General features: G+C 67.2%; 13 protein-coding genes. 12 read left to right on the plus strand and 1 reads right to left on the minus strand.

Annotated features, from left to right (window positions below; all coding sequences use genetic code 11):
* Nucleotides 1-3 precede the first annotated feature (3 nt).
* The 4 genes from AKJ09_RS24240 (at nucleotide 4) to AKJ09_RS24255 (ending at nucleotide 6,159) form a co-directional block, all read left to right on the plus strand.
* Nucleotides 4-1,368, plus strand: a complete 1,365-nt coding sequence (locus AKJ09_RS24240) for a thioredoxin family protein (protein WP_146649612.1) — start codon at nucleotides 4-6, stop codon at nucleotides 1,366-1,368.
* Nucleotides 1,369-1,528: 160 nt separating this feature from the next.
* Complete coding sequence (locus AKJ09_RS24245) at nucleotides 1,529-2,482, plus strand: tetratricopeptide repeat protein (RefSeq protein WP_146649614.1); 954 nt, start codon at nucleotides 1,529-1,531, stop codon at nucleotides 2,480-2,482.
* A 273-nt stretch (nucleotides 2,483-2,755) separates the two neighbouring features.
* Nucleotides 2,756-5,452, plus strand: a complete 2,697-nt coding sequence (locus AKJ09_RS24250) for a HEAT repeat domain-containing protein (RefSeq protein WP_169927814.1) — start codon at nucleotides 2,756-2,758, stop codon at nucleotides 5,450-5,452.
* Nucleotides 5,453-5,568: 116 nt separating this feature from the next.
* Nucleotides 5,569-6,159, plus strand: coding sequence for a hypothetical protein (locus AKJ09_RS24255; RefSeq protein ID WP_146649618.1), 591 nt, complete (start codon nucleotides 5,569-5,571; stop codon nucleotides 6,157-6,159).
* A gap of 10 nt (nucleotides 6,160-6,169) precedes the next feature.
* Here AKJ09_RS24255 and AKJ09_RS24260 read toward each other — a convergent pair whose 3' ends face one another.
* Nucleotides 6,170-7,288: a hypothetical protein gene (locus AKJ09_RS24260; RefSeq protein WP_146649620.1), complete on the minus strand. Its 1,119-nt coding sequence runs from the start codon at nucleotides 7,286-7,288 to the stop codon at nucleotides 6,170-6,172.
* 104 nt (nucleotides 7,289-7,392) lie between these two features.
* Between AKJ09_RS24260 and AKJ09_RS24265 the strand changes: the two genes are divergently transcribed.
* From AKJ09_RS24265 to AKJ09_RS24300, 8 genes are all read left to right on the plus strand, one after another.
* A complete protein-coding gene (locus AKJ09_RS24265) occupies nucleotides 7,393-9,714 on the plus strand; it encodes a (Fe-S)-binding protein (RefSeq protein WP_240488575.1) in 2,322 nt (773 codons plus the stop codon).
* A gap of 116 nt (nucleotides 9,715-9,830) precedes the next feature.
* A complete protein-coding gene (locus tag AKJ09_RS24270; protein ID WP_146649622.1) occupies nucleotides 9,831-10,031 on the plus strand; it encodes a DNA gyrase inhibitor YacG in 201 nt (66 codons plus the stop codon).
* Between the two features lie 74 nt (nucleotides 10,032-10,105).
* On the plus strand, nucleotides 10,106-10,927 hold the full coding sequence (locus AKJ09_RS24275; protein ID WP_146649624.1) for a hypothetical protein: 822 nt from the start codon (nucleotides 10,106-10,108) through the stop codon (nucleotides 10,925-10,927).
* Nucleotides 10,928-10,957: 30 nt separating this feature from the next.
* On the plus strand, nucleotides 10,958-12,766 hold the full coding sequence (gene ligD, locus AKJ09_RS24280; RefSeq protein ID WP_146649626.1) for a non-homologous end-joining DNA ligase: 1,809 nt from the start codon (nucleotides 10,958-10,960) through the stop codon (nucleotides 12,764-12,766).
* Nucleotides 12,767-12,776: 10 nt separating this feature from the next.
* Nucleotides 12,777-13,943, plus strand: coding sequence for a PrsW family intramembrane metalloprotease (locus AKJ09_RS24285; RefSeq protein ID WP_169927815.1), 1,167 nt, complete (start codon nucleotides 12,777-12,779; stop codon nucleotides 13,941-13,943).
* A gap of 212 nt (nucleotides 13,944-14,155) precedes the next feature.
* Nucleotides 14,156-14,428, plus strand: a complete 273-nt coding sequence (gene rpsT / locus AKJ09_RS24290) for a 30S ribosomal protein S20 (protein ID WP_146649630.1) — start codon at nucleotides 14,156-14,158, stop codon at nucleotides 14,426-14,428.
* A gap of 131 nt (nucleotides 14,429-14,559) precedes the next feature.
* The gene (locus AKJ09_RS24295) at nucleotides 14,560-16,107 is read left to right on the plus strand and encodes a serine/threonine-protein kinase (RefSeq protein ID WP_146649632.1); all 1,548 of its coding nucleotides are present in this window, start codon (nucleotides 14,560-14,562) and stop codon (nucleotides 16,105-16,107) included.
* The gene (locus AKJ09_RS24300) at nucleotides 16,104-17,603 is read left to right on the plus strand and encodes a tetratricopeptide repeat protein (RefSeq protein ID WP_146649635.1); all 1,500 of its coding nucleotides are present in this window, start codon (nucleotides 16,104-16,106) and stop codon (nucleotides 17,601-17,603) included. The genes AKJ09_RS24295 and AKJ09_RS24300 overlap by 4 nt, the downstream gene beginning before the upstream one ends.
* The last annotated feature ends 99 nt before the right edge of the window (nucleotides 17,604-17,702 follow it).

Here is a 17,702-nt window from a genome sequence, read left to right on the forward strand (position 1 = left end):
GGAGTGATCGGTTCTTCGCGGTTCGCTTCGTTCGCGGCACTCACTCTTGGTTCTTCGCTCGCGCTCGCGGGATGTGCGTCCGGCGGCGCGTCGGTGCAGCCTGCGTCGCAGACCACGGCATCGGCCGCCAAGGAGGCCTTGCCCTTCATCCACGACGACTTTCCGCGCGCGCTCGCCGAGGCGAAGCAGCGAGGCAAGCCGCTCTTCGTCGATGCGTGGGCTCCGTGGTGTCACTCGTGCCTCAGCATGCGTGCGTTCGTGCTCACCGATCCGTCGCTCGCGCCCCTCGCGAACGACTATGTCTGGCTCACGATCGACACCGAGAAAGACGAAAACGGCGCGTTCGTTTCCCGCTTCCCGAACGACGTGTGGCCCACGCTTTGGGTGATCGACCCCGCGCGCGAGCACGCTTCGCTCAAATGGGGAGGCACGGCGACGGCCGACGAGCTGCGTGAGCTTCTCGCGTCGACGAAAGGCGAGGGGAGCGAGGGGGCCCAGCGCGCGGAGGGCATGGCCGCCTTCCGTCGTGGCAACGAAGCGGCCTCGAAGGGAGAGGTCGCCGAGGCCGAGCGTCAGTTCCGTGCGTCGCTTGCCGTGCCGTCGCATCCGCAACGTGCGCGGGCCGTCGAAGCGCTGGTCTCGCTCTTGTCGTCACGCGACGACTTCGGTGCTTGCGCCGATCTGGCCGCCAGCGAATCGGCCTCGCTTCCTTCGGGGACATCGCGCGCGACCGTCCTCGCGACGGGCCTCTCGTGCGCAACGGAGGGCAAACGCACGGCCCTCGTCGCCTCGTTGAGCGATGCGTGTCTGCGGGCCGCCTCCGATCCTGATCCGCACGCGGCGGCCGACGATCGCTCGGGGCTCTACGAAGCCGTGGTCGAGGCGAAAAAAGCGAGCGGCGATGCAGCGGGCGCGAAGGCCGTCGCGCAGACGTGGGCCGCGTTCCTCGAGCGCGAAGCCGTCCGGGCACCGACCAAGCAAGCGCGCGCCGTGTTCGATCCCCATCGCCTCTCTGCCTACATCGCCCTCGGCGATCCGGAGCGCGCCGTGCCCATGCTCCAAGAGAGCGAGCGCGATTTCCCGGAGGACTACAACCCACCCGCGCGCCTCGCGCGGGCCTACTTCGAGATGAAGCGGTGGGGCGACGCGAAGGCGGCGAGCGACCGCGCGTCGGCCAAGGTCTACGGACCAAGAGCGCTGCGGGTTTTCGTCCTCGCGGCGGATGTCGCGAAGGCCCAGGGGGATGTGGCCGGTGAACGGAAGGCCCTGGAAAATGGGCTCGTCCGCACCGAGAGAAGTGTTCTCAACGACAAACAGAAGAAGCTTCGCGCGAGCCTCGCTGATCGCCTCGCGGCCCTGCCCAGGTGATCACAGCAGAGCTGCGCGATCGAGCGATCGAGCGACGTGACGTGACGGCGCGTTGACGCGTTAATCACCGCCGCCCGAGCTCCCATGTCGTACCTCTTCTTTACGAGCTCTCTTTCGCCTGGGTCCGTGCGCGCGCGCGCCGGCAAGCTACTCTTCTAGAGTGCCGTCGGTTCTGTTCGCCGCCGTACCCCTCGCGATCTTGCTGGTGACCGCGCTCGTCGTCGTCATTCGCTCGCGCAGACGGACGCGCTCGCGACGACCGGCGCGCGAGCCGAGCGCCTTCGTTCTGCTCGCCGACAATGCCTGGGAGTCGTGCACGGTCGACGACGTGCGCGAGCCCTGGAGCCGCTACACGACCGAGCCGATCCGAGGCTTCTGTGGAGTGCCGGCAGGGCGTCATCGCATCCGAACGTCGATGGCTGCCGGCGATGCGACGCTCGACTTCGTCGTCTACCCCGGTGAGGTTCTCTCGTGGCGTCTCGACGCCGAGCACGCACGCTGGGAGCCGCACGATCTCGACGCCGAAACGCGCTCGATGCTCGAAGCGGTGCCGGCGAGCTCGACGGACGTCAACGCGAGTGCACGGCCTCGTCTTCCCGGGTGGCTCGTCCACCTTCGCACGACGATCAATCTGGTGAGCTCGCGCCCGCATGCACCGCCTGCCAAGGCCGACGGCGATGCGGTCGATCGCGTACGCAAACGATTCACCAAGCTCGTCGCGCGCGCGCAGATCGAGGGTTCGGAGATGGACAGCGAGCTCCTTGCCGGAGCGCGCTCGCTCGGTGACGCCCTCGTCGGTCGACCGCTGACGCGCAAAGACATGCACGCGCTCGTGGGAGCCGCGCGTGACGTTGCCAATCGCCTCTGCGCGAACGGCGACTTCGATCGCGCGATGCGCATCGTGGGGCTCGGCCTCGCGGTGCTTCCGGGCGATCCCGAGCTGATGGTCGTGGCCGGCTGCGCGCTCGCCGAGCGCGGTGAAGCTGACGAAGCTTTGCGCGCGCTCAACGCTGCGCTCGAACGCGATCGTTGCCTCGAAGCCGCCGATGTTGCCCGCGCCATGCGTGCGCGCATGGAACTTCGCAGCCGCCTCGGACGAAGCGTTCGCGTCTGAGACGTACTTTGAATCGGGGCGGCCCGACAACCGGGGCCGCTGAACCGGCATTGAAAACGGCGCGCTTTCGACGCGTCGCGATGCAGCATCACGCGGCATGCCGGGCAGGCCGCCAAAACAGCGCCCGCGTCATGGCGAGTCGGTGGCGTCTTTCCGATCCTTTTGCGCTATCGTCTCGCCCGCTTTCGCGCTCCCGTCGCTGTTCCGCCGTGATTTGCTCGTGATTTGCTCGTGTTTTTCGGGATGTGTCGAAGCGCGTTTTCCGAGGGAACGATGAACCAGACGCCGCAATCGCACATCCCGAAGCCCCCGCGTGTACCGACTTTCCCCTCCTCGTCGCGCGTTCCGGAGTCCGCGGCCCCGGTGCCGGTTCTCCATGCCGCGAAGTGGCCGCCCGATGACGACGGCCTGCCCCCGGGCCCCGGTTTTCCGTCGGATGGCGGTGGTTACGGCGGCGGTGACGACGGCAACTTCAAGAAGGGCCGCTTCAAGCCGATCTACGTCATCCTCGCGCTCGCGGCGGTTGGAGCGGCAGCGGCGATTTTCATCGTCGGCGGAACGAAGAGCGCCGAGCAGCTCTCGCCGAAGCAGATCGCCGACGAAAAGAAGAACACGGCGCTGATGCCGATGGCCGAGGCGCTCCCCAAGTGGCGCGCGTGGGCCAAGCAGGACGACGTGCCGAAGCTCCAGGAAGAGGGCTTCACGCAGCTTGCCTGGGCGAAGGACCAGGAAGGCCTCCCCTTGATCATCAAGGGCCTCGAGTCGGCCGACCATCGCGTCCGCGGAACGGCGGCGACGGCGCTCCTCGAGTACGGTTCGCCCGCCGCGGATAGCGCGAAGCCGGCACTCCTCAAGGCTCTCCAGGACGCGAACGAGAGCGACCGCCCGCAGATCGCTTGGGCACTCGCCTCGCTCCACGAGCCGACCGCGTTCGACGAGGTCATGAAGGCGTACCGCCTCGGCCACCTCGCGAAGGTGCAGCGCCTCGACGGTAACCCCTCGTTCGACCCTGAAATGCTCGCCTCGATGGTGCCGCTCGACAAGCTCGCGACGCTCGCGGGCGACGAGAGCGAGAGCGTTCGTCAGCTCGTGGCCACCGTCCTCTCGCGCAACGCCGACCCGAAGTGGACGGACGCGCTCGTCAAGCTCGTCTCCGACAAGTCCGTCGAAGTCGCGCGCGAAGCGGCCGTCGGTCTCGGCAAGATCGCGAACGAAAAGGCCATGCAGCCGCTCCTTGGCGCGCTCGCCAAGGCCGACAAGGATTCGCGTCAGAAGTTCCTCGAGGCGCTTCGTGACGGCGTCGGTGGTCGTGGTCTCGTCCTCGCTCTCAAGAGCGTCGACTCCTCGAAGCGCGACACCGAGAAGTTCCAGACCAAGCTGATCTTCGACATGCTGAAGGGCCTCGAGGATCCGCGCTCGGGCGATCTGCTCGTCGAGTACATCGCCCGCACGCAGAACCCGCACTGGAAGACCGAGGCGGCTCTTCGTCTCGCCGAGATCGGCGACATCCGCGCCGTGCCCACGCTCGGGTGGCGCATGAAGCAGGACCCGCTCACGCTCTACAGCAAGGACCTCGATCCCGAGTACCGCATGGACGACAACGAGCGTGTCGTCTCGGCGCGTATGCTCGCGGACCTCGCGGTCCTCTACCCGGACAAGCGCCCCGAGATCCGTCAGGAAGCCTACGACGGCGTCTACCACTGGATCGCCGACAAGCCGCAGCCTCACGCGAACGGTCTCCGCTTCATGGCGGCGGCGGACGCGAAGGAAGCCTTGCCGAAGATGCGCGGTTGGGCGAACCCCTCGACGCCGTTCCCGAAGGAAGGCCAGCAGGAGTTCCCGCCGGTGTGGGCCACGGCGCAGAGCGCGCTTCGCTACATCGGCTGGATGCAGGATCCGCAGGCCTGGCCGATGCTCGAGAACCAGCTTCGCCGCCGTCCCGAGAAGGTCGACGCGACGATGGAAGCCCTCCTCCAGGGCGGCATGGCCGTCATGGGCATGAGCCTCCGCGCGGTCGGCGTCGGCGCCGCCCACGGCTTCGCGCAGTGGGGCGACTCCAAGGCGTACCCGAACCTCGTGAAGTACATCGAGGACAAGCAGAACAACGAGCAGTCGCGCATCGAAGCGTGCTTCTCGCTCGGCTGGGTCGCGACCGACGAGCAGATGAAAGAAGTCGTGAAGAAGGTTCACGAGTTCGACAAGCCCGATCCGAAGACCCAGCTCATTCGCGGCTGCTTCCTCGAGACGCTCATTCGTCACCCGGCTCCGGAAGCGACGGCGGGCCTCGTCGATCTCATCAACGACAAGCTCGATCTCGAAGTTCGTCACCAGGCGGCGCGCGCCATCGGCTTCGGCGGCATGACGCCGGCGATCCAGACGCAGCTCTTCGAGAAGCTCAAGGATCCCTCGGTCCGCAACGACGCTGCGCTCGCGCTCCTCGTCGGCGGCGACGAGGACACGGTTCGCCGCACGATCGCGACGTTCAACGACGTCGATCCCGCGGGGCTCGAGGAGCTCAAGGTCATCTACAACCAGAGCTTCGGCTACTGGAGCGACAAGAACTACGAGAGCGGCGACGTCGCTCGCTGGATCAAGAACGCCCACGCGGCCTCGCGCGTTCGCGTTCGCGATGCACTGCAGGATTGGCCGAAGCTGATCCTCTCGCGCGCGATCCAGGGCATCGATTACGACAACGGCCCGCACTCGATCACGCGCGTTCAGATGCGCGTGCGCCTCGATCGTGACGCGCGCGGTGCCGACGACAAGAAGCGCGCGAACGCCATCGCCATGCTGAAGTTCATGGGCGAGAAGGGCGTTCTCATGGCGCTCAAGAGCGAGCAGGGCGCCTGGCAGGAGCCGGCGCGTCAGGCTTTCTTCGAGCTCATGAACCCCAAGCTGACCGTCGAAGCGCTGCCGGAGACGAAGGACGCGAAGGCGTCTGCGGGCGGGAACATCGCCTCTCCGCGCTGAGCGGTCGAGCCCCAATCGTGAGCCCAATCGTGAGACTGGGGCTCACACACGAGCGGCCCTCGAGATTCGGTTCTCGGGGGCCGTTTTCGTTCGGCGTCTCCTGTAAGCTCGTTCCGATGCGAGGCCCGCTGCTTTTCTCGTTGTGCGTGCTCGCCGCGTGCGGCCCGACGTCTTCCGGACGACCCACGCGGGATCCCTACGCCGACGTGGTCGCGAAGAACGTGGTCGGTGAAGCCGGCGTGACGGTCACCTCTGCGTGCACGCCGACCGGTCCCGAACTGTGCTTCAACGCCAACGACGACAACTGCAACGGCGTCATCGACGAGGGCTGCGGCTCGGCGACGGGCGTACTGCAATTCATGATCGCGTGGGGCGACAGCCCTGCCGATGTCGACATCGTGGTCATCGATCCCTCCGGTGCGAAGGTCAACAAGTCGAATCCGTCACCGAACGGCGGCTTGCGTCTCGAGCGCTCGTGCCCCGACGACGGCTGTCACGGCCAGAACGTCGAGAACGTGTACTTCGAAGGCAACGAGCCTCCTCGCGGCAAGTATGCCGTCGAGGTGAAGCTCGTCGATCCGCACGGCGCCGAGTTGCCCGTGAAGGTGCATCTCTCTGCGCGCGTCGGCAGTCGGACCTACGCGATGGATCTCGAGCTCGCGCCGGGCCAGGGGCAAGATCGGCGCGGCTTCGGCTTCGAGCTCTGACGGTCGTTCGTCACGGGGGGAACGACGTCGGCGACGGAGGGAAGGAGACCTGCGGGACGCCGATGAAGCCGCCCGGCAGGTTCGTCGGTGAAGGCGCGCCCTCGATGACGAGCGAGCCGCCGACGTTGAAGTTCGACGGAATGCGCGTCGCATCGGGAACGCCGGGGACGACCGCGACGCCGCTCGCCGGCGGAAAGAACGTGGTCGAGCCGAGCGGGAAGCTCGTCGCCGTTCCCTCTGCGGGGGGCGTCGGGGGGATGACTCCGGGAGGCACGGGAGGGGTCACACCTCCGGCAACCGGCGTGGGGCCTCCGGTCTCGATCGACACGCCCTGGCCCGCGCCCACGGCGGCTGCGGTCTGCGCTCGGCTACCGATGCCGTAATAGACGACGCCTGCCGGCAGATCCCGTTCGGTGTCGAAGCGACCGGCGCCATCGTCGGGGCCGGGTGGGGGCATCGCGCTGGCCGCATAGATGGGCGGCTCGGTGGCGAACTGCCCGGCCCCCGACGAGAACGTTGGCTGGTACGGGTGCTCCGGCGTCTCGGGCGCAGCGGCCGTGGCTCCTGCCTCCGCCGCTTCGGCAGGCGGCGGTTGGTTGGCTTGCTGATTGGCCTCGACCTGTTGCTGCATTGCAGCAATCGCCTTCACCACGGCGTTGGCGATCTCGTCGGGCGTGGCGTTGGTCCCCCCTTCGTTCGCAGCTCCTGCGTCGGCAGCGCCTGGCGCTGCGGCTTGCCCGACTTGCGCCTGCGCTCGCTCGAGGACGGCCGCGAGGCTTTCACCCGCGGCGCCTTCTTCGGCGGGCGTCTGACCACCGCCCTGACCAGCTGTCGGCGCCGCGCCAGCTTCCGCGGCCGCGTTCGCCTGCTGTTGCCACATCAGCTCGAGCTCGGCGGCGGTCGGTCCAGGTGAGGTGGACGGTGAAGAGACGCGGCCACCGGAAGGGCCCGCCGGCTCCTCGGGACGCGCTATTTCCAGACCTCTCTGGGCCTGGCGCAGAACGGCACGCTCGCGGCACGACGCGACAATCACCCCAGCCGCAAGAAGGCTGACGAGGATCGAGCCGAGGACGATCAGCTTGGTGATGAGGGGGCCGCGGGAACGCGCGGCGGGCGACCTTGCGGCCATGCTCCTCGCGGCTGCATTGCACGTGCCGCACCGTCTCAATTGACGAGGCGCATCAAGTCCCTATATGTCCTCACAATTCGAATGCTCACTGCCAGGAGAACGCCGTGAACCCGACCGCCATGCTCGTCCTCATCGTGGGCGCGCACGTTGTCTTCTTCTGGTCGGCGCTCCGGCGCTGGCAGCTCCTGCGTGTCGGCTCGTTCGTCGATCGCTTCAAGCGCATCCCGGACCGCGTGTCGGCCGTGCTTCGCTACGCGTTCGCGCAGGAGAAGATGGACTATTACCAGCCCGCGGGCTGGGCCCATAAGCTGATCTTCGTCGGCTTCATCGTCCTGCTCGCACGCACCATCGTGCTGTGGGGGCGCGGGTTCGATCCATCGTGGAACCTGCTCGTGCTCGGGCCCACGCAGCCGCTCGGCAAGGTCTACGAGTTCGCGAAGGACATCGTCGCGCTGCTCGTCCTGCTCGGCGTGAGCGTCTTCTTCTACTACCGCGTGATCAAGCCGCAGAAGCGCATGACGCTGAGCGGTGAAGCGCTCGTCATCCTCGGCATCATCGCGACCATGATGCTCGCGGACATCACGTACGACGGCGCGATGCTCGCGCTCGCGAGCCGCCACACGGAAGTCTGTCCGCCGGGCAGCCCCGCCGTCTTCGGCGCGCAGTGTCGTGGCATTGCGGACCTCCTCGCGCCGCTCGGTCCTGGTTACGAGCCGCACACTGGCTTCTCGATGTTCCCGTCGCCTGCAGGCTCGGCGATGTCGCTCGCGCTGAAGGCGGTGCCGGCCAGCGCGCTTCTCTTCATCGCGCACGCGGGGTTCTGGACGCACGCCACGCTCGTCCTGATCTTTTTGAACCTCCTCCCGCATAGCAAGCACTTCCACATCATCACGGGCATCCCGAACGTCTTCTTCCGGGACCTCGAGCCGCGTGGACGTCTCGCGCCGATGGGCAACGCCGAGCAGCTCGTCGAGAAGCTCACGGCCGCTTCGGAGCTCCCCGATCCGACGAAGGCGCCGATCGGCATCGCGAAGGTCGAGCACCTCTCCTGGAAGGCGATCCTCGACTTCTACACCTGCACCGAGTGCGGTCGCTGTTCGGACAACTGCCCGGCCCACAAGACCGGCAAGATCCTCTCGCCGAAGCACCTCACCCTCGCGCTGCGCGATCACATGTACTCGCACGAGAGCGAGCTCGCCGCGCGTGAGATGCAGTGGGGCCCGGGCCTCGAAGGCGCGGCGGCGGCCGATGCTGCGGCGGCTTCCGAAGACAAGAAGAGCCCCGAGCTCCTCGCCGACGAGATCGAGGGCGCGAAGCGTCCGAAGCTCTACGACCCGATCGATCTCGTCCCCAACGTCATCCACCCCGACGTCCTCTGGGGTTGCACCACGTGCCGCGCCTGCGAAGAGCAGTGCCCGGTGCTCATCTCGTACGTCGACAAGATCGTCGACATGCGACGCAACCTCGTCATGATCAAGAACGAGTTCCCGCACGAGCTCCAGAAGCCGTTCCAGGCGATGGAGGTCAACGGCAACCCGTGGAACCTCTCGCGCATGGACCGCTCGGCTTGGTCGGACGGCCTCGACATCAAGACGTTCGCCGAGAAGCCCGACGCAGAGGTCCTCTACTGGGTCGGCTGCGCTGCGAGCTACGACGACCGCGCGAAGAAGATCGCGCGCGCCACGGCACGCCTCCTCAAGCAGGCTGGCATCGACTTCGCGATTCTCGGCCAGGAGGAGAGCTGCACGGGTGATCCCGCGCGCCGCGCCGGCAACGAGATGCTCTTCGCGATGCTCGCCGAGGGCAACGCGGCGGTGCTCAACACGTACAAGGAGCAGGGCGGCATGAAGACCGTCGTGACGGCCTGCCCGCACTGCTTCAACACGTTGAAGAACGAGTACCCGGACTTCGGCGCGAAGCTCGAAGTCGTCCACCACACCGACTTCCTCATGGGCCTCGTCGCGAGCCGCAAGCTCGTACCGAAGAAGCCCGTGGCGGGCCGCGTCGTCTACCACGACAGCTGCTACCTCGGCCGGTACAACGACGTGTACGAGTCGCCGCGCGAGATCCTCAAGTCGATCCCGGGCGTCGAGCTCGTCGAGCCGGACTACTGGACCAAGACGCGCGGTCTCTGCTGCGGCGCCGGCGGCGCGCAGATGTTCATGGAAGAACAGAACCAGAACCGCGTGAACGTGAAGCGCACGCTGCAGCTGGTCGACACGGGCGCCAAGACGGTCGCCAGCGCGTGTCCGTTCTGCATGACCATGCTGACCGACGGTCTGAAGAGCCAGAGCCTCGAAGACAAGATCAAGCAGATGGACGTGGCGGAGCTCCTCGACCTCAGCTGTGCGGTGGACGAGCGGCCGGCTTCGACGCCCACGCCCCACGTCACCGAGGAAGTCGCCGAAGCCGTTCCGGCGGAGTGAGCGCTCCAGGACCGGGGCGACTGCACGTCGAAACGAATCGAGGCGAATCCAGGCGAATCCAGAACCGGGCGCGCGTGGTGGGGGCGAATCTCCCACCCGCGTGCTAAATTCCGGCCATGGCGAAGTGTCCGATTTGCAATGCCGATGTGAAGGCCAAGGCTGAAAACAAGGCCTTTCCTTTCTGCTCGCCGCGTTGCCGAACCGTCGACCTCGGCAATTGGCTGAACGGGTCCTACCGCGTGCCGGTCGAAGAGGAGATTTCGACGGAGGCGCTGCTCGACGACTCTCCTCCCACGAGTCGGCACACCATCAACTAGGTGCACGCGTACCTGCAGGCGCGGCCGCGAGCTGAGCGGCGCGTTCGCACTCGAGCTGTGCGAAACTGGGGCGGATGGCTCGTCTTCCCAGTTCCGTCGGCTTCGTGACGCGCGTTGTTGCGCCTGCCGCTTTGCTTCTCGTCCCCGCCGTCGCCCACGCGCAGGGCATCGCTCCGCCACCGCCGATCGACCCCAATGCTCCCGGCGCTCCCACGGCGCCGTCGCCTGGCGTTGCGCAGGCCGCGACCTCCGACAACACCACGGCACGGCTCGATGAAGCCGAGCGTGAAGACACGGGCCGCAAGTTCGAGCTGTTCTGGGTGAACGGCGAAGTCGGCGGCGCGTACATGAACCTGACGCAGCTGTCCTCCGATGCGCTCGCCCTCGATCAGTCGAAGTCGGGCGGGCCGATGTTCGGGCTCGGCGCGGGCGTGCGCCTCGTCGTCTTCGTGCTCGGCGCGCGCGTTCGTTACAACGCGCTCAGCGTCTTCAACATGTGGCAGCTCAACGGAGAGGCCGGGCTGAAGTTCCCCATCAAGGACGTCGACTTCGGCATCGGTGCGCACGGCGGCTACTCGTTCGTCGGCAGCCTCGGTGACTCGGCGCTCGCCACGAACACGGCGACGCCGACGAATGCTGACGCGGTGAAGGTCCGTGGTTTCAACCTCGGCCTCGACGTGACGCTCGACTACTTCGTGTCGCCCACGTTCTCCGTTGGCCTCGGTGCCTTCGCCGACTTCCTCTTCCTCAATCGACCTGCGCTCGACAAACCGACCGGACTGTCGGCCGATCAGGCGGCGGCCGTCGATGCCGACCCGCTCTACCAAAAGTCGGGAACCAGCGCGGGCTTGCAGGTCGGCGGCGCACTCCGCCTCGGTTTGCACTTTGGCTTGTGAGGGCCCCTACGCCTAAGATCGCATAGACGCATGACGCCGACCGGGGCCGAGAAGCTGGCTGCCGAGCTCTCCGCCCCCGTCGGCGAAGTGGACGGTCGCAAGATCGCGCCCATGCTCCTCGCACCGGGCGACGACGGCTCGCGCCACTTCGGTCAGCCGGGCTGGACCTACGAGCTGAAGCTCGACGGCGCGCGCATCCTCGCCGACAAGCGCGGGAAGCGAACGGCGCTCACGTATCGCAAGCTTCGCGACGCCACGGAGAGCTATCCGGAGATCGTCGAAGCGGTGAGCAAGTTGGCCGAAGAGCGCGTGGTGCTCGACGGCGAGGTGGTCGCCTTCGACGAAGCCGGCAAGCCGGACTTCGAGCGCCTCGGCCAGCGCATCACCGTGGGAAGCGGCGGCGTTCGTCGCGCGATGATGGCGGTGCCCGTCGTCTTCATCGTGTTCGACATCCTCGCCATCGGCGATCGTGACTTGCGGCGTCTTCCCATCGAAGCGCGCAGGGCGATTCTCGAACGCGTGGTTCCGGCCGAGGGCCCCAAAGACGCGCTCGTGCGACTGCATCCGAGCTTCGACGATGGGGCCGCGCTCTTCTCGCTGTGCCGGCAGCACGCTCTCGAGGGCGTGGTCGCCAAACGTAACGGCTCGATCTACCGCGTCGGCGAGCGCTCGCTCGACTGGGTGAAGATCAAATGCGAGCTGGAGGCGGACTTCGTCGTCGTCGGCTACACCGAAGGCGAGGGGAACCGCTCGCATTTCGGTGCGCTCCTCCTCGCGTCGTACGACAACGGCAAGCTCGTGGCGCGTGGCCGAGCGGGCAGCGGGCTCGACGAGCGGATGATCGCAACGTTGCTGCCGCGCCTGAAGGCCATCGAGGTGAAGGGCCTGCTCGCGGAAGGGAAGTTCTCGACCCCACGAAAGCAGCATTTCGTGAAGCCGGAGATCGTCGTCTCGATTCGCTACATGAGCTTCTCGAGCGACGGTGCACTCAAGCATCCCGTGTTCCGCGGCGTGCGACCCGACGTGGATCCCGAGGAATGCACCACGAATCCGGACTCGCCCGCCGAGCCGGCGAAGCCTCGCAAGGCCGAGCGATCCACGAAGAGCGCATCGATCATCCCCGAGGCTGCCCTCGAGAAGGATGAGGTGTGCACCTATTACGAGCACGTTGGTTCGCGCCTCTTGCCGTGGCTCCGCGGGCGTCCCTGCCTTCCGCTCCGCTTCGATCCGAAGTCGGGCGTGTCGAGTGCGACCTGGCCGCTTCCTCGGTCGACACCGGCGAGTGTGCGAACGTCCGCATCGGCTCCCGGAATGCTTATCGATCAGCTCTCCGATCTCCGCGTCGTCGTCGACCTGGGGGCCGGTTCGATCGCCGTGCCGGCCAAGAGCGACTTCATCGCGATTCACGCCAAGGCGGACGGCGTCGTTGGTCGCTTCCGCGAGCTTGCGTCGGCCGTCGGGCTGCCGTCGCTCGTGAAGACGTCGGGCGTGGCGGGGTACGATCTGCTGCTCGCGCTCGGCCCGTTGCCGCGTGCCGCCGTCCAGACGTTCGGCGAGCTCGTCCTGCAGCTCGTCCGTGGTGATGACGAGGCGAGCTTGCTCGACACGGTCGTTCCGCCGTGGGCGCTGGTCTTCGAGCGAGGGATCGTCACCGCCTCTCTCCCGCTCGACGAAAATGAGCTCCTTTCCCCGTCAGCGCGCGGCCTGAAAGACGCCCGCGCTCGGGCCGAGGCAGGCCACGGGGCCGACGCGGCAGCGTTCGATGCACGCGCGATCGACCCGGCGAAAGCGGTCGCTGCGCTCGAGCGGATCGTCGCGGCACGAGGCGGCTCGCGCTAAGCTGCCCCCCGTGCTTGCCGCCCTGCGCTGGATCGGGCCCTCGGTGGTCCCCGCTCTGCTCTTGCTGGCGGTCGTCTACTTTTCGGACCGCAGGCGCGAGCCGTTGCCGCTCGTTCTGCTCACGTTCTTTCTCGGCGCCGTCGGCAAGTTCGTGACCGGCTATGCAGAGGCGCGGGCCTCGGCCTGGACGGGCCTCGACGTCACCACGCACGTCGCGGGCGACACCGGCGCCATGATCTTCCTCTTCGGCTTCGCCGCTCCCGTGCGCGAAGCCTCGAAGGTCGCGGCCATGTGGCCGGCGTTCCGCTCGAAGTATTTCGACGAGCCCATCGACGGCATCGTCTATTCGTCGGCGGCGGCGCTGGGGTTTGCCTGCGTCGAGAACGCCTTGGTGCTGCGCGAGCATTCGCTCGGCTGGATCTGGGTGCTTCGCACGCTCGTGGCCCTTCCGGCTCACGTCTTTTTCGCGGCGGCGTGGGGGTATGCGCTCGGTCGCGTGAAGCGCATCAAGCGGCCGGGCGCGATCTTTCCGGCGGCCTGGCTGCTCGCGACCGTAATGCACGCCCTCTACTGCCACCTCGTCTACGGGCGAGGCCCGGGCGCGCTCGTGGGAACGCTTCCACTGCTGCTCGCCATGGGCACGGCCACGATCTTCGGGCTTCGTGACCTCGCCGCTCGCGGTGACCGTTCGTCACGCACCTCGATCCTGCTCGAGCGCGTCTCGTCGCTCTACGTCTCGGGGCCGCCGAGCCTGAGAACGGTGCGCGAGGCGCTGCACCAGGAAGGTCAGCCGATCACGATCCGCTGGATCGTTTTCGGGGCGCTCGTCACCCTCGGTGCCATGACGCTCGGCGTGGCCCTATCGGTGGCTTTCGGCCACTGGGCGCACGTGGACTTTTCGACGGTCGACGAGCACGACGTGTCCACGACGGCGCCCGTGGCTTTGCTCGGTTCGGGCCTCCTCGCGGCCTTTCCGGTCAGCGGCTACCTCATCGCGAGAGCCTCGAACCTCCCGACGCTCCTGGAGCCGGCCCTCGCCTCGGGCCTGGCGATTCTCGGGGCCCTCGTCCTTCTCGGGCTGGCTGCCCCCGTCGCCCTGGTTTTTGCGCTTGCGTTCTCGCCCATCGCCTGGGCGCTTTCGTGTGCCGGGGCCTGGATCGGCAGACCCGCGCGCTGAGCGCGTTCCCGTGCTAGAGAGTGCTAGAGAGGGGAACACCGTTGGAGCTCGTCTGTTTCGAGGCGAGCTGGGCGATGTTCACCATCATGTTCAGTACGACCGCGCAATGAATGTGCCCTGGCTGGGGTGTTCGCCTTGACTTTCCCAGGCTGGTCAATAGAGTGCGCGGTCCTTCCCCCCTTGTCGGGGGGCTTTTGTCGAGGATTCTAGCCGTGGCCAATCACCCGTCTGCCGAGAAGCGCAACCGTCAGCGCATCGTTCGTACCGCCCGCAACCGTGCGATCACGAGCACCGTCCGCACCCTGGTCAAGCGCGTGCGCACGGCCCTTCACGCGAAGGACAAGGCGGCGGCGACCACGGCTCTCAAGGCCGCCACCGTCGCCCTCGACAAGGCGGCGACCAAGGGCGCCGTCCACTCGAAGGCTGCTTCGCGCACGATCTCGCGCCTCTCGGCGCAGGTCCACCGTCTCGACGCGGCCAAGTAAGGTCTCGTTGCTGCGTTCGGCGGATTGTTCGAATCCGCCGTTCCGCGCAACGATCCCGCTCAGGGTCTCCCAAGCAAGCTAGGCTTGGGGCGCATGCACGCGTTTGCGTCTGCATGCGTGTTTGCTTGCTCATGAGCGATTTCGACGAATCGAGAGAGCGCGCGAAAGCGGCCCGAGAAGCGCTCGTCGGCAAGACCCTTGCTGGCGGGCGCTACGTGCTTCGTAGCCTCGTAGGCCACGGCGGAATGGGCGCGGTGTACGCGGCCGAGCACGTTGGCCTCGGCAAGCGCGTGGCCGTTAAGTTCGTCGACCCAGAGTTCGCGACCGACGAGCAGGTCGTCGCCCGGTTCGCCCGCGAAGCACGTGCGATGAGCGCCATCGAGAGCGCGCACATCGTCAGCGTGTTCGATGCCGGCACCGAAGACGGACGGCCCTACCTCGTGATGGAGCTGCTCCGAGGCGAAGACCTCGGCGAGCGTCTTCGTCGCGAGCGCCGCGTACCGGTCGATGAGGCGATGCATGTCGCCGCCCAGGTCCTGAAGGGCCTCGGCCGCGCGCACGCCGCGGGGATCATTCATCGCGATCTGAAGCCGGACAACGTCTTCCTGGTGAAGCACGATCTCGATCCGCTCTTCGCGAAGATCGTCGACTTCGGTGTCTCCAAAATCGAGCGCCCCCGCGCCGGCACCACGCCGCTCGCGCTGACGGGGCGAGGAACGGTGCTCGGCACGCCGTTCTACATGTCGCCCGAGCAGGCGCAGGCCATGCCCGACGTGGACGGGCGAAGCGATCTCTACAGCGTCGGGGCGATTCTCTTCGAGTGCCTCTCCGGACGTCCGCCGCACACGGGCGAGAGCTACGAGCAGGTCATTCTCTCGATCTGCATGCGCGATGCACCTGATTTGCGTGCTATCGAGCCTTCGATTCCGAAGAACGTCGCCGAGTTCGTCGCGCGTGCGCTGAGTCGCGATCGGAATCTCCGCTTTCGCGATGCCGGGCGCATGCTCGCGGCCCTCCACGACGTGGCGCCTGAAGAGCGCAAGCGAGTCCCGATCGACGCCGAGTACGGACCGACGTTGCTCTCGGTCGGCGTCGACGTCGCCGCCGAGATTTCGGTCGCCACCCGGTTGGGACACGCGCCTCTCGACTCCATCGCGGACACGGAGAAGCTGCCTGCGCCCGTCGCCTCCGAGCGTTCGGACCACGTCGCGCCGAGCGAGCCGTCGCCGGCTCCTGCCAAGCCGAAGGCGCCGTCGCGAAAGCCGAAGCGAAATGTCGGCGTGCTCGTCGCGACGGCCGTCGTGGCAACCCTCGCGGGCGTTCTCGTGATGGTGGGCATCATCTTGTCGCTCGAGAAAAAGCCCGCGCGAGACGGGGTTCAGGCAACGGACACGACGGCCATCAAGCCCGTGGCGTTGCCCTCTGCCACCTCGTCGTCACCGATCGAAGCGGCGTCGTCCTCGAGTGAGCCCCTCGCGAGCGCGACGAGCGCGACGAGCGCGGCGAGCTCCGAGCTCCCTGCCGGTCGCACGGTGGCTCCTCGAGGCACGAACGTCTTGGTTCGCACCAGCGCTTCGGGCAAGCTTCCTCCGCCGCCTTCTTCCGCGGCGGGGGGGCGAACGGATCCCGCGCCGAACAGAGGGGCCAAGCCCCTCGACATTCAGCGCGATCTTCCGTGATTCATCCCCTTTGCTTCGCTCGTTCCACGTTCTTCCCGTCGAAGACGCGCGCGCGCGCGCACCGGATGGTCGCGGCGCTGCTGCTGCTTGTGGCGTGGTTCGCGCTGGAACGCACGGCCGTGGCCGACGAGGCGCTCGCGCGTGAGCATTTCCGAAAGGGCGTCGCTCTCTACGACAAGAAGGCTTACCAGCCGGCGCTCGACGAATTCGAGATTGCCTATCGCGAGAAGCCCTCGCCGGGCATCAAGCAGAACATCGCGCTCTGTCTCAAGGGGCTGCAGAAGCCGGTGCAGGCCGCGACCGCGTTCGACGAGGCGCTCGCCGAGGGCAAAGACACGCTCAAGCCGGACACGCGAGCGGCCATCGAGCAGGAGCTCGCAGAGCTCTCCAAGATCGTCGCCACCATTCGTCTCGACGTGGTGACGGTCGGCGATCGAAAGCCTGTCGCCGACGCCGAGATCTCGATGGGGCCCGACGGCAGTGCGCTGTCGCCGATTGCCGACTGGCATCGACCGATTCGCGTGACGCCGGGCATCTACGTGTTTCGTGCGCACGTGCCCGGGTACGCCGAGCCGCCGGAGAAGAAGCTGTCGCTCCTCGCGGGCTCACCGGTCGACGCGGCGTTCGAGGTGACGAAGTCCGGCGCCGTGACGCTTCGCTCCGACGTGCCCTCGACCGTGATTCGCGTCGACGGCACCGAGGTCGGGCGAGGCACGTGGTCTGGAACGCTCGTCGCGGGCCCACACAAGGCGGAGTTCGCAGCGTCCGGCTATCCGACGACCATCGTTCCGATCGTCGTCATCGCCGGCGCCTCCGTCGATTATCCGGTCGTGATGGCGCGCCCGGCGGACCTGCCGCCGTACTACTACGCAGCCCCCACCCAGCCGCCTCCGGTGTCGCTCAAGAAGCACTATTTCGTCGGCATGTTCTCGGTCGACACCGAGACGCTCCGCTTGTCGAGCGCGCTCGGTGAGCTTCCCGAGGGACGTCGACGAACGTTCACCGGCGGGTCGTTTGGCGTCCGAGCCGGACTCCGCCTCTCACGCTTCTTCGCCGCCGAGCTCTACGCCGACGTCGGCCTGGCCACGGCGAAGTACCAGCTTCCTGCGTCGAACAACAACGGCGAGAGTCTCGTCGCGCAGGAGAGTGAGACGAGACTCTCGCAGTTCCAAGTCACCCCCTTGCTTCGTTTCAGCACCGCTGGCAAGGTGCGTTTCACCACCGCGACGGGCGTTGGAGTCCATGGAAACTCCATCTCCGCGAGCCTCGTGCAGACCTTTCCCTCGCGTGTCGACAAGGACGGTTCGAGCCTGACCGCGTCTTGGTTGATGGACGCGGGCATCCAGTTCGATCTGGGCTCGATCTTCCTCGAAGGGGCCGGCTTCGTCGACGTCAACGGCATCGGTTCCGTGCGTGACAGCGAGGGTCATCGCTTGCTGCTCGACTCGCCGGCAGCTCGCCTCGGCGCGCGCTTCGGGCTCGGCTTCTCGTTCTGAGTTTGCAGTCGCGCTCGCGCGTGCGTGGCCGTGCGAGCCGTGCGACTGGCCGCGCGCGCGTTGTGCGTCGTCACAGCGCGCCGGTGCTCAGTTCGTGGC

This window comes from Labilithrix luteola, from assembly GCF_001263205.1.
In the GTDB taxonomy this organism is placed as follows: domain Bacteria; phylum Myxococcota_A; class Polyangia; order Polyangiales; family Polyangiaceae; genus Labilithrix; species Labilithrix luteola.

Bases quoted from the DNA above. Each gene is read 5' to 3' on its own strand.
- AKJ09_RS24250 (WP_169927814.1), top strand. From the start codon at position 2,756: ATGAACCAGACGCCGCAATCGCACATCCCGAAGCCCCCGCGTGTACCG.
- AKJ09_RS24255 (WP_146649618.1), top strand. From the start codon at position 5,569: ATGCGAGGCCCGCTGCTTTTCTCGTTGTGCGTGCTCGCCGCGTGCGGC.
- AKJ09_RS24260 (WP_146649620.1), bottom strand. From the start codon at position 7,288: ATGGCCGCAAGGTCGCCCGCCGCGCGTTCCCGCGGCCCCCTCATCACC.
- AKJ09_RS24270 (WP_146649622.1), top strand. From the start codon at position 9,831: ATGGCGAAGTGTCCGATTTGCAATGCCGATGTGAAGGCCAAGGCTGAA.
- AKJ09_RS24275 (WP_146649624.1), top strand. From the start codon at position 10,106: ATGGCTCGTCTTCCCAGTTCCGTCGGCTTCGTGACGCGCGTTGTTGCG.
- ligD (WP_146649626.1), top strand. From the start codon at position 10,958: ATGACGCCGACCGGGGCCGAGAAGCTGGCTGCCGAGCTCTCCGCCCCC.
- AKJ09_RS24295 (WP_146649632.1), top strand. From the start codon at position 14,560: ATGAGCGATTTCGACGAATCGAGAGAGCGCGCGAAAGCGGCCCGAGAA.